At 38.8% G+C, this 15,667-nt stretch carries 14 protein-coding genes and 2 pseudogenes; 4 read left to right on the forward strand and 12 right to left on the reverse strand.

Translation table 11 applies throughout. The features are described from left to right. Nucleotides 1-87: 87 nt before the first annotated feature. From CWB76_RS12405 to CWB76_RS12430, 6 genes are all read right to left on the reverse strand, one after another. Complete coding sequence (locus CWB76_RS12405; protein ID WP_138608008.1) at nt 88-1,080, reverse strand: hypothetical protein; 993 nt, start codon at nt 1,078-1,080, stop codon at nt 88-90. An 85-nt stretch (nt 1,081-1,165) separates the two neighbouring features. After that, entirely contained in the window at nt 1,166-1,459 is a 294-nt protein-coding gene (locus CWB76_RS12410) for a hypothetical protein (protein WP_138608010.1), read from the reverse strand. Between the two features lie 99 nt (nt 1,460-1,558). Continuing rightward, complete coding sequence (locus CWB76_RS12415) at nt 1,559-1,954, reverse strand: hypothetical protein (protein ID WP_138608012.1); 396 nt, start codon at nt 1,952-1,954, stop codon at nt 1,559-1,561. 103 nt (nt 1,955-2,057) lie between these two features. Continuing rightward, a complete protein-coding gene (locus CWB76_RS12420) occupies nt 2,058-2,615 on the reverse strand; it encodes a GNAT family N-acetyltransferase (RefSeq protein WP_138608042.1) in 558 nt (185 codons plus the stop codon). Between the two features lie 117 nt (nt 2,616-2,732). After that, complete coding sequence (locus CWB76_RS12425; protein ID WP_138608014.1) at nt 2,733-3,083, reverse strand: hypothetical protein; 351 nt, start codon at nt 3,081-3,083, stop codon at nt 2,733-2,735. Nucleotides 3,084-3,228: 145 nt separating this feature from the next. Next, complete coding sequence (locus CWB76_RS12430; RefSeq protein WP_138608016.1) at nt 3,229-4,434, reverse strand: RES family NAD+ phosphorylase; 1,206 nt, start codon at nt 4,432-4,434, stop codon at nt 3,229-3,231. Between the two features lie 386 nt (nt 4,435-4,820). On the opposite strand from CWB76_RS12430, the gene CWB76_RS12435 reads away from it, so the two are divergent. After that, nucleotides 4,821-6,092 (forward strand): O-acetylhomoserine aminocarboxypropyltransferase/cysteine synthase family protein, encoded by a 1,272-nt coding sequence (locus CWB76_RS12435; protein ID WP_013463280.1) that lies wholly within the window; start codon nt 4,821-4,823, stop codon nt 6,090-6,092. Between the two features lie 68 nt (nt 6,093-6,160). Further along, on the forward strand, nt 6,161-6,820 hold the full coding sequence (locus tag CWB76_RS12440) for an NADPH-dependent FMN reductase (protein WP_138608018.1): 660 nt from the start codon (nt 6,161-6,163) through the stop codon (nt 6,818-6,820). Between the two features lie 16 nt (nt 6,821-6,836). On the opposite strand, the gene CWB76_RS12445 is transcribed toward CWB76_RS12440, so the two are convergent. The 6 genes and pseudogenes from CWB76_RS12445 to CWB76_RS12470 form a co-directional block, all read right to left on the reverse strand. After that, complete coding sequence (locus CWB76_RS12445) at nt 6,837-7,025, reverse strand: DUF1289 domain-containing protein (protein WP_138608020.1); 189 nt, start codon at nt 7,023-7,025, stop codon at nt 6,837-6,839. 14 nt (nt 7,026-7,039) lie between these two features. After that, the gene (locus CWB76_RS12450; protein WP_010388878.1) at nt 7,040-7,555 is read right to left on the reverse strand and encodes a hypothetical protein; all 516 of its coding nucleotides are present in this window, start codon (nt 7,553-7,555) and stop codon (nt 7,040-7,042) included. A 142-nt stretch (nt 7,556-7,697) separates the two neighbouring features. Next, nucleotides 7,698-8,041: pseudogene (hisE, locus tag CWB76_RS12455) on the reverse strand (phosphoribosyl-ATP diphosphatase). After that, nucleotides 8,032-8,718 (reverse strand): annotated as a pseudogene (gene hisF / locus CWB76_RS12460) (imidazole glycerol phosphate synthase subunit HisF). Before hisF ends, hisE begins: the two co-directional pseudogenes overlap by 10 nt. Before the next feature lie 482 nt (nt 8,719-9,200). Next, nucleotides 9,201-12,260: an efflux RND transporter permease subunit gene (locus CWB76_RS12465; RefSeq protein ID WP_138608022.1), complete on the reverse strand. Its 3,060-nt coding sequence runs from the start codon at nt 12,258-12,260 to the stop codon at nt 9,201-9,203. A 10-nt stretch (nt 12,261-12,270) separates the two neighbouring features. Next, nucleotides 12,271-13,341, reverse strand: a complete 1,071-nt coding sequence (locus CWB76_RS12470) for an efflux RND transporter periplasmic adaptor subunit (protein ID WP_138608024.1) — start codon at nt 13,339-13,341, stop codon at nt 12,271-12,273. Between the two features lie 540 nt (nt 13,342-13,881). Here CWB76_RS12470 and CWB76_RS12475 point away from each other — a divergent pair. Then, nucleotides 13,882-14,889 (forward strand): catalase family peroxidase, encoded by a 1,008-nt coding sequence (locus tag CWB76_RS12475; RefSeq protein ID WP_138608026.1) that lies wholly within the window; start codon nt 13,882-13,884, stop codon nt 14,887-14,889. Nucleotides 14,890-14,905: 16 nt separating this feature from the next. Further along, nucleotides 14,906-15,445, forward strand: coding sequence for a cytochrome b (locus CWB76_RS12480; protein ID WP_138608028.1), 540 nt, complete (start codon nt 14,906-14,908; stop codon nt 15,443-15,445). The last annotated feature ends 222 nt before the right edge of the window (nt 15,446-15,667 follow it).

A 15,667-nucleotide genomic window follows, 5' to 3' on the forward strand; every position in this document is an offset into this window, starting at 1 on the left:
ACTGAAGCACATAACTTCCAATATGAGCGTATACACGTGTGAAAAAACAGCGAAGCTGCGCACGTGCTTGTGACCCAGCGAGCGTTGTTATACCGCGATTTTTGCACGATTAACGGTGGTGATAAAAGCTTCTGGCGAATTTACACCTAAATATATTTTTGTTTTTCCATTTATAGGAGAACAGAGTTTGATAGCAACATTAGGAACACCAAAGTAGTTAAATCGTTTTACGTTGCGCGAACGTTTCACAAACGAATTATTTAGACTTATTTCAGATACGTTCTTTAATGGTATGGTTAAAGGCGCATAAAGTCCGTAACGAATGATTAAGTTTATCCCATGGATTGAAATGGGGCGTTTACCAACGGCTTTGTATTCGGCTAAGAAAAATATAAGTCCGAACAACGTAAGTCCTGTTGTGATATTTGCGGCGATGCTTGACCATAAAAAATGAAGGAGTAAGTGGACAAGTGGAATTTCGATAATAATAAGGAGTATAAAGCCAAATAGGTTACTCTGAGCACCATCTTTTTTATCGTAGAAAAAATGCTGATCGCCACGATATGCGCTACTTTTTATTTGGGATGCAAAAAGTGCAAAGCTCCAGACGCGCCCTTCAATTGACAGAATTGAGCTGAACAGCGATGAGCCGAAAATTTTCTCGATAGGATTAGCTACGGCTAAATCTGGATCTTCTTTGTTCACAAGTGAAGCGTGGACAGCTAAACATACAGTAACTAATGCTGTGACTTCCAAAACAAGAATGATGGCTAAGACAAAATAACGGCCACTTTCGAGAAAATGGAAAATAACTTTATTTTGTTCGGGAATGATAAGGCATCCTATGAACACAGAGGTACAACATAAAATAGCCGTTTTCAAAAGAGCTTTTTGTTTATCGGATTCGCAAAGAAAGCACAAAATTGGAAGTACCAAGAGTGTGTCGAGTATAAATAGCCACTCATATTTAGCATTTCCATATTCGTTAAGCGCATTTGACGATGCGTAATAATACCACCACCAAATCGATATAATAGTTAAAAACGCCAGTGGAATTTTGCTTTTTATGTTCGGTTTCATGACACCCTTTAAGCGGTTAAAGAAAGCTGGCTATACTTGAGTGAAGCGAACAGCCAGCTTTTTGTGTCCACCCTGAAAACCCTTGTTATGTGTTGGACTCTTCGCTAGTACTCATTAGAACCAAGCGGAACTCACCAAAGTTTTTACCAAGAATAAGTTTTAATGGAATGATTGAAATTCCTAGGCCTATTAAGAAGCCAATAGGTTGAACAATTAACTTAATCGTATCTGTAGAGGCACCAAGCATACCTAGAATAAAACCTAAAACGCCACCGACAATAGCGCCAATAACAAAAGCTCCAATAATTGCTATGATGTTGCGCCAAATATATGACCACCAAATTCGAGCGGCTCGTTTCCATGTTATTTCTAATTCCATTTAATACTCCTTAGTTTGATTGAGATTGACACATAACGCCCCATTAATGGAGAAATATCAGTTGGTCAAAATATGCGACACAGGAACAAAAATCAACAGTTATTTGTCCCTGTTTAATGACTTATTAGGGGTAATTACCACCTTAAGTAACCATGCTAAAAATATTGCCATAAAAATAGCAAAGTAGTCGATTAAATACCCTTGACCATTTGAGAAATCACTAAAGGGAAAGGAAATTGTTATAGGAGCAATATGTGGAATTAAGCTATCACTTCCAACACTCCGAATACTCTGAAAAAGAAATAAGGTCATAGAAACTAATATTCCAGTACGGCTTCTTATAAAAGTACCATATGCACCATAAGCTGGTATTAATACATAAAGTACAGAACAAATGATCAACCTTTCAATATTCTCAAAGTCTGAAAATATAGTCACTCCCAAACCTATCAATGTAAATAAGGCCAGAATTGAACTAGCAACTTTGAATTTCACTTTACTCCTAAGGCCTTACTAATGGGCGCAAAAATGCTTGGCTAAACTCTGTAGCTTAGCGGAACCGAGCAAACGGTTAGCAGTCCCATGCTTAATACGCTTGTTATACTTCACGGTACTCGGACTGAATTAAACCAAAGCATTTAAGGTCGTGAAACTGGTTTTTCCAGTAACCACTTTGGCGTCTTACACCTTCCTCTTTGAAACCAACCTTTAGAAGTAGTGATTCAGATGCTAAGTTCCCCGGAACAGTATCTCCTTGTATTCGGTTAAGTTTACCGCAAGATAGCTCACCTAAAAATGCAGCTTTAACTATTCGATGGACTGCTTCAGTGGTCAAACCCATGCCCCAATACTGAGGCAATAAATCATACCCAAGTACGGCATTTTTCATTTTTGGACTCCAAGTATTAAAGCCACAAGTTCCGATAAATTTATCTGTTTCTTTTAGGCGAATAGCCCAACGAATACCAGAGTTTTCATTAAAGCGAGAGTTAAAGAGCTCTATTAAGTTGCTCGCTTGTGATAATTCAGTGAAAGCTTCCAGATCATAGTATTCGACAACTGAATTGTCAGAGAATAACTCAAATAAGCTATTTGAGTCTTCTTTGGATAATTTATCTAACCTTAAGCGATTTGTCTCTAAAACTGGAAATGACAACCTGAATCCTCCTTGAAATATCGCCGCAATATGGGGCGTATCAAGCTTGGCTAAAATTAGCGAAGAATGAGCGCCAGCCAAGCTTTAGACGTCCCACGCATAATTGCCTTGTTAGCTTTACCACCAATTTAACAATACGAAAGCTGCCATAAATATAATTCCTGCTAGAACCCCAACTAAACATAGTGCTGTTGGCATAGCGAAGCCGTTGCTTAGAGGTACTTCATAAATAGGGTTTTTACGAATACGATCAATATGTGCAACTTGTGATAATAAAGAAGAAATAACACCTAAGAAAAAGCCAGCAACGGATAAAAAAGCAAATATTTTCCAACTAGGATCAGTAAACATTTTAATTGATAAATTAGATGTTAATACTAAGCCTGCGAAGGATAGCAAACCAAGGTGCCTTAAATAATCAATCATTGATTTAAGGTGCTCTAAATCCATTTTATTATTATCGTCCACTACTGTATCCTATGCCTGTAACGCCGCAATAAGCGGACTAAAATAGTGGGTTATAATGTGTAGCGAAGCGAAACCTAACCCACTGTTTTAGTTCCGTTTAATTGCTTTGTTAGTTGTAGTTGACACGAAACTACAACTATACGTATTATTCAACTTTTCCTGTTGTAGTTATAACTTCTTTCACTTTATAAAAGTTCACTTTGCAATCACTCTCTAATGATAAATAATAGTCTTTAGTTTTTTCAGTTTCAGAATAATCGCCAAACAGAACATAATTTAAACCTCCTGATCGCTGTGATGATTCGAATATAATCCCATCGAACATACCATCTTTATAATTGCGTATGGTTTCAGAAAAAATTTGAAGGTCTATATAAGTTATATCTGAAGGTCGAACTGGTTTCGAAACAAACTTATGCAATTCATTTAACAAGTATCTATTTCGAAAAAACTTGCTATTTTTAGGGTCTTCCAAAATATTGGACTTTTTTATTCGCACGTTGTCTAAAAGTGTAAAATCAAAAAAATTTAGGTCTTTCGTCGATATAAATTCTCCAATTGCAATTATATCAACGACATAAGGACGAAGTTCTGCGATTGCAGTTTCATAATCTCCAGCTGTATACATAAAAGATATCCCCGAAGGGCTCATGCGATTACTTGCTGCCAAATTTTCTGGAGGAGCACCCAGCTCTTTTTTGGGGTTTGATTTGATGGTTTCTTTATGAGTATCATCTTTTACTATTCTACCTCTAAATAAACTTGCTCCTTTATCTATTTTTGTTAGAACTGAGCTGAACTCAACATCATCCTTTTCAACATAAAACATACAAGCATCAATTAGATCTTCATAAAATCTAATCGCTTTGGTATTGGTAAATCGGCGAGCATGCTTTACTTCTTTTGAGACCTCATGCCATTCGTCAATAGCATTTTTTTTGTAACTTTCAATGAGAGCGTCATCTATCGAGTTTTTGTATTTTCCTTTCTTTTTAAAAAAACTAGGTTTTTGATTGCATAATAAACAGGCAAGCTTTTCTAGCACTTGATCGTTATCATAAGTAAAGCGCTGTAAGATTTTTCGAAGCGATATGGATTCCGAAATATCTGTTTCAATATATTCGTAGTGTTTTGGAATGTGTCTAGATAGTGTAAAAATAAAATCCTCTAAAATCACTCCTCGTCCATGTTTTTCCGAACATATCAAGCAGTTTTTTTCAGTATAAAAATCTGTATTTTTTTGATTAAAATAGTATGCGTCTCTATTACAGTTTTCACAGATGGTACCGACAGTATTTTTAACTTCTTCTTGTCTCGTTTCATTAATTATATTACTTAAAATTGAACTCATCACTTCCCCATGAAAACCTACCAAAAATAACTAAAATGGCTTTATATATACCGATAAAATGAAACTCAATTAGACAACTAACAATTTAATAGTGCGCTCATCGCGCATATCTCTGCCAATGTCACGCTCACTTTTCTATTTTATATAGTTTTAACAAATTACCTAACATATTGCTATCAATAAGTTTTTATTGTTTTTAATAAATACTTAGAGGACTAATATGCGCGCTTGGCTCATTTTCTTGAATATATGAGCAAACGATAGTTTTAACACTTACCTAGATACAGCGTTAAATCAAATCCCCTCAACATTCTTTAGTATATTTCATGTGCACTTTGTAACCATTAAATGCTACGTTAGATGTAACTATATTGAAGGAATAAATTATGAAACTTGAGTCTTTAGCGTTGCACCATGGTTATGAATCTGAAGCCACCACTAAATCGGCGGCGGTGCCAATTTATAACACCTCTTCGTACACCTTTGATAATACCCAGCATGGCGCTGATTTATTTGATTTAAAAGTGCCGGGTAATATTTATACCCGCATAATGAACCCGACCAATGCGGTACTTGAGCAGCGTATTGCCGCGATGGAAGGCGGCATTGGTGCGTTGGCTGTGGCCTCGGGTATGGCGGCGATTACCTATGCGATTCAATGTTTATGTGAAGTGGGCACTAATATTGTAAGCACCAGCCAAGTGTATGGTGGCACTTATAATTTATTTGCTCACAGCTTGCCGCGCCAAGGTATAGAAGCGCGAATGATTAAAGCCGATGATTTTGACGGTTTTGAAAACGCGATTGATGAAAACACCCGTGCGGTTTTTTGCGAGTCAATTGGTAATCCTGCTGGGAATATTGTTGATATTGCTCGCCTTGCGAAAATTGCCCACAGTAAAGGGGTGCCTTTAATTGTAGATAACACCGTGGCTACGCCGTATCTGTGTCGTCCATTTGAGTTAGGTGCCGATATTGTGGTGCACTCGCTCACTAAATACATTAACGGTCATGGAACCGCGATTGGCGGCATGATTGTTGATTCGGGCAAGTTTGACTGGAAAGCCAATGCAACCCGTTTTGCGATGATGAATGAGCCTGATCCGTCGTACCATAATGTAGTGTATACCGATGCGTTTGCTGAGGCGGCGTTTATTGGCCGTTGCCGTGTTGTCCCACTTAGAAATACCGGTGCGGCGCTTGCGCCTAAAAACGCCTCTGATATTTTAATTGGCCTTGAAACGTTAGGGCTAAGAATGGATCGTCACTGCGAAAACGCGCAAAAAATTGCTGAATACCTAGAGAGCCATCCTAAGGTGCTTTGGGTTAATTATGCGGGATTAAAATCAAGCCCGTATAACGAAATAAGCCAAAAAATTACCAATGGTAAAGCGTCAGGTATTTTAAGTTTTGGTATTGCCGGTGGCCTTGAAGCCGGTACGCGGTTTATTGATGCTCTAAACATGATTTTACGTTTAGTAAATATTGGCGATGCTAAATCGCTGGCGTGTCATCCTGCATCGACCACGCACCGCCAATTAAATGATGAAGAGCTGGCCAATGCGGGCGTTAGCCGCGATTTAATTCGGTTATCGGTGGGTATTGAAAACATTGACGATATTATTGCCGATGTAAGCCAAGCGCTTGATAAGGCCTAAATCGTACAGTAAATACCTCAAACTTTTTTGAGGTATTTATTTTTGCAATTAAAAAGGAGTGCCGATACATGAAATTTTTAATTTTTCTCGGTTCGGTTAGAAAAAGTACCCCACCTAAGCCTGCGCGCTTAGGGGAAAGGGTAGCGAAAGCATGTGAGCGTTGTTTGCTTGAGCATTACTCTGAGCATGAAATAGAGCTTATTGATCCGCTCGATTACGATTTTGACCCTGTGTTTAAACCGCACTTTGCTTATTCGCAGGCTGAGGCACCTAAACAGCTTGATGATTTAACGGCAAAAATTAAAGCATGTGATGGCTTTGTTATGGTAAGCCCTGAATATAATCATTCTATGAGTCCGGCACTCGCTAATTTGCTAAACCACTTTGGTAGTTCTTTATTTGGTTATAAACCCAGCGCGATTGTTACTTATTCTGCAGGGCAGTGGGGCGGCGTACGTGCTGCTGTTGGCATGCGCAGCTTTTTAAGTGAACTGGGTTGTTTACCGGTATCAGCAATGATCCATGTACCAAAAGCGCAAGATGTGTTTATTGAAAGTGGTGAAGCAAACAATAGGGCAGAGCAAACATCGTGGGATAGCTATTTTTCGCGCACCTTTAATCAATTAGTTTGGTGGGCAGAAGGTGCTAGCAAACAACGTGAAGCGTTAGATCCTAAGCAATTAAGCAAAGATTTTAAACGTGACCCATCACAACGTAATGCGCCTTAACGGTTAAAAATTTAAGCTAGTCTTTTTTGGCGTCTTCACGAGGGGAGGCCAATATTGCTTCTTTTTGTTCGTCAGTTAAAATAATCCAGTCTAATATTTCATCGCTGGTGCGACCGCACCCAGTACAGTAGCCCTTCATTCTATAACATTCACCGATACAGTCTGTTTTTAAATGAGTGGATTGTTTACTGAGTGTTTGGCGCATACATTCTCTCGTCATTATTTAGTGGCGACGGGCTTTCCTACTTCTAAAGAGGTCGACCAAGTTTTAATTTTTGATAACGTTTTGCTGGTATAAACAGAAATAACCGGCGACTTATCATCAAGTACAAAGGTGGTACGCAGTGACGTTTCTGATTCTTTTTGTGTTTCTAACCAGTTGTTTTTTTTAGTTAAACATTGGCGAGTGAGTTCAACTGCTTGTTGATGCATAGCTACCGCTTGCTGTTGATCTTTGTAGCTTTCTTGGCATTGATAGGTCACAGTTTGATTGTTAAAGCTAGTCACTTGGCAGTTATCGCCAAAAACGTTGTACTTTGCAGTCCACACATCTAAATATGAGTTTTGTACTTTAGTGTCTTTTAACGCATCAAAGCGATTATCGAATTCGGTTATTAAGCCATCCATTTTTTCACAGGGCGTTAAGCTGTCTAATTTGGCTTTTTGTTCACTGGTTAAACTGCTACAGCCAGATAAAATAAGGCCCGTGAGTATAAGCGATATATAAGTTTTCATAGTGCGCTATCCTTTTGTAATTGCTACCAAGGATACCTAAGGTAGAGAATAAATGCTATTGAGAGTCTGAATTAAAAAAGAAAAATTATGGCTTTTTATAACGATGTGCGCCAAATAATGGCGCACACAGTAATCGTTATATTTACTTATGACGACCTTGTTGGAAAGCAGCTACACCAGTGAGCTCTAACCCTTGTCGTTGTAATAGTACAACAAGGTGATACAACAAATCGGCCGATTCGTTGGTAAGTTCATTGTTATCGTGTTTCATTGCCGCAAGTGCCACTTCTACACCTTCTTTACCTACTCTTTGACAGCTACGGCTTAAGTCTTCTGCAAACAGTGACGCAGTGTAGCTTTAAGCGCTTCGCTGTTCATAAAGCCTTGCATTAAAATTACGCCAGAGCGGGCATCTTGAACAATGGCAGGGATCATCTTGCTTTTAGCGAAAGCAACTTGAGTTTGGTTGTCTAAAGTTACTTGCATAGTCTTGCTGCCACTTGGTTATCGATTAAAAATTGTTTTAGTTCACCGATGTTTATCACGTTTTTGTGAAAAACACTGGCTGCAAGCGCACCATCTAATTGGCTTTGTTGAAATACACCAACAAAATCTTGCATGCTGCCTGCACCGCCTGAGGCGATTAAAGAAATATCACACAGCTGGCGTATTTTGCTGAGTTGCTCGTTGTCGTAACCGTTGCGGCTTGACGCATTAGGATCGCCAGTAAGCTGATAAACTAGATATTCACCGGTTGTTTCGTCAAAAAAGCTGTCAATGCCAACAACTACACACTGCTTGCCAAACTCATCATGTAATTCTTTAATTAGCTCTGGACGCGCAATAGCAGGGCTATTAATACTGATTTTGTCAGCGCCACGTTCAAGCACACGAGCTGCATCAGCCACCGATTTAATACCACCGGCTACACAAAATGGAATATCGATATGGCGGGCAATGTTTTCCACCAAATTGACATCGAGTAGGCGTTTTTCAATACTTGCACTGATCTCGTAAAACACCAGTTCATCAGCACCGACTTTGCTGTAAGCTTTAGCTAGGGTAAGTACATCGCCAACCACTTCGTGGCCTTTAAATTTAACTCCTTTAACGACTTAGCCGTCTTTTACATCTAAACAAGGAATTATGCGTTTTGATAACATGAGAATGCCTAGTTTTTAAAATTTTGATTTGAAATAAAGCTGTTTTTACATTTATCGTTTGTATGACTAAATAGAAGACGCATAGACTGCACTTGATATGTTATTTATTTGATAGATTTGAATAGTTAATTTAATGAATGAATCTTAATGCATTACTATGCAATGAATTCTTAGCCTCACCATATAATAGTACTCCGGCTATGTTAATACTTAAAGCTAGAACTTAAAGTGATAATTAATGTCTTAAAAAAATATCCGCTTCAATGCTTATTTAAATTTATAAAATACTAAAATTAAAATGTTTATTTTGAAAAAGAATAACCGTATCTGAGGGCGTTTTTAGCAGCTATAAGGTTTGAAAGGTATGTTGTATATGCAGTATTTTTTAAAAGTTAATTGTGATAATTATATGAATTATTTTGCTCAAAGCTTATAAAAAGGCCATGACTTACTACTAAGCATGGCCATATTTTTGTTGGCGTTTAATTAGTTGCCTGTTCGTCTTGTTTAACATTCATAAAAATGGCGTATAGAACAGGTATTACGATTAATGTAAGCAAGGTAGCAAACAGTAACCCGAATACTAAAACCACAGACATTGATTGGAAAAATGCATCAAAATACAGTGGAATAACCCCTAACACCGTGGTTAGTGTGCCCATCATTACCGGTCTTACCCGACTATTTGCCGAGTCGATAATGGCATTATATGCAGGTTTACCTTGGCGAATTTCCATGTCCATTTGATCTACTAATACAATGGCATTTTTAATTAACAAACCTGAGAGCGACAGTAATCCTAATATACCCATAAACTCTAGTGGTATTTGTGTGGTTACCAGCCCAAACACAACACCAATTAAGGCTAATGGCACAACAAGCCAAATAATAATTGGTTGTTTTAAAGCATTAAATAACTTAATAACAATCAGCACCATGGCTAAAAAGCCCATTGGAATAGTTGAGGCCAACATTTCGTTAGACTCTTTCGATTGTCCGTATTCGCCATCCCATTCAAGTCGATACCCTTGAGGAAGGTCAATGGCTTCTATTTTAGGCCTTACCCGATTAAATAACTCTGAGGCTAGTTCACCCGGCAGAGGATCCGCTTGAGCTTTTATAGTCCATTCGCGGTCTTCACGTTTTAAAATGCCATCGCGCCAGACGGTTTTAAACCCATTGGTTACTTGCGCTAGGGGCAGTGTTTCACCAGTGATATTGCTTTGTACCTGAATGTTGCCAATATCGTTTATGTCGACACGTTCCGATTGTGGTGCTCTAACAATAATAGGAATGAGCTCTTCACCTTCACGATACTGTCCAACGATTTGCCCCGAAAAATTTTGCTGTAAGGCTTCAGCAACCGCTTTACGCGTTACACCAGCGCGCTGCGCATTAATGGCTGAGTACTGTGGTTCAATAACACTAATGCGTTGTCGCCATGTATCTTTAATAGACAAGGCGCCGCCATCATCAATTAATACTCCTTTTGCCTGTGCTGCTAGCTCTCTTAATACATCTGGGTCTGGCCCTTTAAATGTGGCTTCTATTTTAGAGCCCCCACCTGGGCCCATTACAAAGCGCCATGCTTTGCCTTGAGCATCGACAAAGTTATCGTCAATGTAATTTTGTACGGTAGGTAAAAGTTTATCTAGCTTTTTGTAGTCATCGACTTTAGCTAAAATTTGCCCGTAAGAGCTGTTTGGTGACTCACTACCATAAATAAGCATGTAGCGAAGCCCGCCGCCGCCAATAAGCGTTTGTATACCTTCAACGCCATTTTGTTGCTTTACAAATTTCTCTAACTTGAGCATATCTCTTTTGGTTTTTTCAATATCGGTACCTTGCGGTAGCCAAAAATCAACCACCATTTGTGGTGTGGTAGAAGCTGGAAAAAATCCTGATTTTACAAATTGAAATCCCCACATAGACACACTAAAGGTGGCAACTACAACGGCAATACTGAGCCAGCGATGATGCAATGCCGAGACCACAACAGATTGATATAACGCCATGAGTTTATTTGGTTTTGCTGAGCCTGAGGTGTCGTTATCTTGCTCTTTAAACAAGCAATAACAAAATAAGGGGGTTAGGGTAATGGCAAATAACCAGCTGTATAATAGAGAAATTAAAATAACCCAGAATAAATGACCGGTAAATTCAGCGGTATCACCTGGGGCAAGACCAATAGGCGCAAAAGCAACAATGCCTACCAAGGTACCACCCAGTAGTGGCCACTTAGTTTGCTTGACGACTTCGCTAGCAATTTCTAACTTTTTACGGCCCTTTTGTGTACCAACTAAAATCCCTTCGGTCACAACTATAGCGTTATCAACCATCATGCCTAGCGCGATAATCAGCGCACCAAGAGAAATTCGATGCATGGGTATGCCGCTCCAATCCATGGTAGCAAGGGTCGCAAAAATGGTTAGCAGTAATACGGCGCCAATAATAATTCCTGAGCGCAAACCCATAAATAGCAGCAGGGTAACCATTACGATCACCAGTGCGACTAAAACATTCACTACAAAGTTGTCGACTGAATCTTGTACTACTTTACCTTGGTGGTAAAACTCATGCACTGTGATACCCAGCGGTCTGAGGTTTTCAGTTTGTTTTACTTTGTTATCAACGCGGTCAAATACTTTAACCACATTAGCACCCAAGACACTGGCGACCCCAAGTGAAATTGCAGGTTTAGAGTTATAACGGACTAACTTGGTTGCTGGGCTTTGAAAGCCACGGTATACATTGGCAATATCTTTAAGATAAATTGTTTTACCTTCACCGCTGGCACTAACCAATAGATTTTTAATGGTATCAACGGAGTTTATTTCTCCGGTAGGGTCGATAAAAATACGTTGATCGCCAATTTGAGTGTTACCAGCGCTCAATACAGCGTTTTGCTCATCTAAAATGCCGTAAATATTATTAATAGACACGCCTAAAGAGGCTAACTCTTCACGGGCTATTTCTACAAATATGCCTTCTTGCTGCACGCCTGTCATAGCAACTTTGGCTACGCCTTCTACTTGTAAAATGTCACTTTGCAAATCTTTAGCGTAGGCATGTAACTCGTCGGGTGAGTATCCTTCGGCGGTAATTAAATAACTTAAGCCATACACATCACCAAAATCATCATAAACTTGTGGCGTGCCAGTACCAGGCGGTAATGTTGGACGTGTGTCATTTATTTTGTTTCTGAGCTTAGTCCAAATAACTTGCAACTCAGATTTAGTCGGAGAAAACTCTGATTTAATCTCTACTTTAATTTCAGATAAGCCCGTAGATGAGGTGGACGATATAGTATCAACTTCTTGTAGTTCTTGAATTGCACGTTCAAGCGGTTCAGTTACCTCCTTTGCTACTTCTAGCGGGCTTGCACCTGAGTAGGAGACAAACACCTGCGCGGTGCGAATTATAAATTCGGGGTCTTCAAAGCGAGGCATGTTTTTATAGGATGAAAAACCAAACCCTAGGGTTAAAATAATGAGTATAGTGCTTATTAACTTATTATTAATTGTCCATTTTGCTAAATCCATTATCGCGCTCCTATGCTTTAGTCCAAGGACGTACTTTCATACCCTCAGTCACATAGTTTGCACCTGCACCAATAATTACATCCCCGGCTTTTAAACCGTCAGTGACAATGAGTTGCTCGCCAATGCCATTTTCAATTTTAACGGGAGCTTTAGAAGCTTGCATTGTTTTAGCGTCAACCGTCCAAACAAAGTGTTCTCCGTTTTGTTCAAAAATAGCAAAGGTTGACACTAGTAAGCGAGTTGTATTTGAGCTGCTTTCACGGGTGATTTTTAGACTGGCATTCATGCCAGGCAATATATTAAGGTTATTTGGTACAGCAAAGGCAAATCGTACTTCATAGGTTTGGCTCGCTGAGTCGGCTTCTAAATTGGCTCGTCTAAATGTTGCAGGAATGGGAGCAGTTGATACATCTTGTAAAATTACTGAGGCTACATTGTTCTGCTTAGAATCTACTGTGGCCACAATAGACGCGGGAATATTTACCACCGCTTCCATTTCACCTTTACCAAATAAAGTAACAACGTGTTGCCCAGCACTTATGTTTTCAAGCTGCTTTACCGGTACTTCTGCAACAATAGCATCGTAAGGCGCTATAATTTTACTGTCAGATAATGCTTTTTGCGCTGAGTCATATTGCGATTCGGCTACTTCTTTTTTAGATTTTAGTTGCTCTATATCACGTTGTGAAATAACCCCATCTTTAACGAGCTTCAAACCACGTTGGTAATCATTATCGGCTGTTTCAAACTGAATTTTGCTCGACTTGACCTCATTAATAAAGTTTCGTTGTTCTAATACAGCAATTACATCGCCTTTGTTTACGTTTTGTGCAGCAATAACGTTAAGCGCTTCTAACTTTCCGCTAACCTGAAAAGCAAGCTTTGAGCTATTTATAGTGTCGATAGTGGCGGGGTAGGTGAGCGTTTTTGATTGCGACACATCACCTATGGTTATTAGTTTAACCGCACGCGGTTCGTTTTGTTTTTGTGTGCTGACATCACTTTCTGAGCAACCGGCTAATAAAAGTAGAAACGTGATACTAATCAAATTAAATTGAGTAAAACAACGTGTTTTGATCATATGGTTTACCTTAAATAAAAAGTGCGTTGTTAATTTTTGGCATTTTTTAATCAGTAAAAATTATAAAATTGCCAATTGCGTTTATTTTCGAATTTACCTGAAATATGTGTTATTAAACTATAACTACTTTAAAAGAAGCAGTAAGGTAGTAGGTAATAAATAACATTGTAATTTCAATAGTTTATTATTGCTGTACCGTTTTGTTTTAATTTGTATGATTTTGTAGAAAGCACCAAAAGTGCAACTTAATACTTGCTTTATGTTGGGCTAAGTATAATTAACAATCAGCATTTTAAAAGCAGACGCCTAAAATATTAGCTATATAGTATTAAAACCACAAACTATACTTTTTACAAATTAAATTGAAATATTAATTGCTTAGGAGCGGTCTTGTAAGAGTGATGTAGGTATTGCTTGATAAAAACACTTCAACTCAAAGCATCACTCAGCAATGGTTAGCCATTATTTTCGCGTGTAATTTAACTATGAAAAATTCAAACATAGTCATCAAAAAATAATCATACGAGGTCAAATCCTACCATGAGTAAAAAAATCATCTTAATAGCAATTATTAGCTTATTTGCCCTGACTATTTTGTATTTTACTGGTGCATTTAATCGTGACGCAGTGACTGCACAGCGTTTTGTTAATTTACAGCAAGGTGATAAAACCCATAAGGGATTTCGCCGAGCACACGCAAAAGGTATTTGTTTAGCAGGCTCTTTTGAGTCAACGGGTGAACTTGCTAAGTATTCGCAAGCTAAAGTATTTGATTTAGGGGCCACCCCTTTTGTAGGTCGCTTTTCTATTGCGGGTAATAATCCAACTGCACCTGACTTAAAAGCACCGGTACGTAGTTTAGCGTTTTCTATAACTACTGATGATAACCAAGAATGGCGGGTTGCAATGAACACGCCTCCGGTTATGGCGGTAGCTACGCCAGATGCGTTTTTTAAACAACTACAAGCACTTTCACCCGATCCGGTAACTAAAAAGCGTAGCCCAGAAAAAATTAAGGCGTTTTTTGCAGCGCACCCTGAAAGTGCCGCTTTTAATAACTGGAAGGCAAGCTATACACCAACCAATAGCTTTGCCACTGAGCAGTATCACAGCATTAATGCGTTTTATTTAGTGGATAAAAATGATGAAAAGCACGCCGTACGCTGGATAGCTAAACCGCAATTAAGTGATGAAAATATCCAACCACTTAATAATGATTCACCAGATGCGTTGCAGCTACAACTTAAAGACCAAGTAGCTCAGTCTTCGGTTAAGTTCGATATGTTGTTTAGTTTTGCAACCGAAGAAGATGATGAAAACAACCCAACTGTTTTATGGCCACAATCGCGTAAAACCATTAACGCCGGTACGTTAGTAATATCACGCTTGCAAGCACAAGAGGGTGGGGTATGTGAAAACATGAACTTTGATCCGCTGGTATTACCAACAGGCATTGAGCCAAGTGCCGATCCTATTTTACGTGCCCGTGGCGCTGCGTATGCAGAGTCATTTCGTCGTCGTGCTAAAGAAGTACTTTTAAATAATTAATAACAGGAACGAGTCAATGAACACAATTACAAAATACTCAGTGTCTAGTATGCTTATTCACTGGACAATGGCATTAATTATTCTTTCTATGTTATTTCTTGGTTTATCGATGGTACAAAGCTTAGCCGTATGGCAGGTAGAGGCTATACAACTACATAAATCGTTTGGTGTGTTAGCACTGATATTAGTTGCAATAAGATTAATTAATAAAGTGCTGTATAAAAGCCCTGCCTTACCCCAAAGTGTGCATAAAGCACAAGCTTTAGCGGCACATTTAACCCAATTGGGTTTATATGCGTCTATGATTTTGGTGCCAATTTCAGGCTGGTTAATGCAAAGTGCTGATGAACGTTCTGTGAGCTTTTTTGGTATATTTACTTTACCTGATTTAGTCAGTAAAAATATTGAGACCTATGCATTTTTTCGTGAAGCACATGGTTTAATTGCTTACGCATTTTTACTGTTTATTTTTATGCATGTAAGCGCTGCACTTTATCATGGTTTAATAAAGCAAGATGGCGTATTGGGTTCTATGTTACCAGGTAAGTATAAATAATTTAGTCAAAGTTAATTAGGGGCTGTTGACCTTTTGAGATTAAATTTGCAGCAGTTTGTTTGGTATTTAGGCAAGGAAGAGCCTAAGTAGTGTGAATATTCCACATATATAGGCGATAACGCAGCATCAATGCCAAACAGGCGCTGCCCGAAGGGTTCTGCCTAGAGGCTATTTACTCTTTGTTGCCTACATGGATGTAGGTAAGGGGCGTGAGCAGGACGC

The organism is Pseudoalteromonas sp. S1609 (genome assembly GCF_005887255.1).
GTDB lineage: Bacteria > Pseudomonadota > Gammaproteobacteria > Enterobacterales > Alteromonadaceae > Pseudoalteromonas.

Bases quoted from the DNA above. Each gene is read 5' to 3' on its own strand.
- CWB76_RS12405 (WP_138608008.1), bottom strand. From the start codon at position 1,080: ATGAAACCGAACATAAAAAGCAAAATTCCACTGGCGTTTTTAACTATT.
- CWB76_RS12410 (WP_138608010.1), bottom strand. From the start codon at position 1,459: ATGGAATTAGAAATAACATGGAAACGAGCCGCTCGAATTTGGTGGTCA.
- CWB76_RS12430 (WP_138608016.1), bottom strand. From the start codon at position 4,434: ATGAGTTCAATTTTAAGTAATATAATTAATGAAACGAGACAAGAAGAA.
- CWB76_RS12435 (WP_013463280.1), top strand. From the start codon at position 4,821: ATGAAACTTGAGTCTTTAGCGTTGCACCATGGTTATGAATCTGAAGCC.
- CWB76_RS12440 (WP_138608018.1), top strand. From the start codon at position 6,161: ATGAAATTTTTAATTTTTCTCGGTTCGGTTAGAAAAAGTACCCCACCT.
- CWB76_RS12445 (WP_138608020.1), bottom strand. From the start codon at position 7,025: ATGCGCCAAACACTCAGTAAACAATCCACTCATTTAAAAACAGACTGT.
- CWB76_RS12450 (WP_010388878.1), bottom strand. From the start codon at position 7,555: ATGAAAACTTATATATCGCTTATACTCACGGGCCTTATTTTATCTGGC.
- CWB76_RS12465 (WP_138608022.1), bottom strand. From the start codon at position 12,260: ATGGATTTAGCAAAATGGACAATTAATAATAAGTTAATAAGCACTATA.
- CWB76_RS12470 (WP_138608024.1), bottom strand. From the start codon at position 13,341: ATGATCAAAACACGTTGTTTTACTCAATTTAATTTGATTAGTATCACG.
- CWB76_RS12475 (WP_138608026.1), top strand. From the start codon at position 13,882: ATGAGTAAAAAAATCATCTTAATAGCAATTATTAGCTTATTTGCCCTG.
- CWB76_RS12480 (WP_138608028.1), top strand. From the start codon at position 14,906: ATGAACACAATTACAAAATACTCAGTGTCTAGTATGCTTATTCACTGG.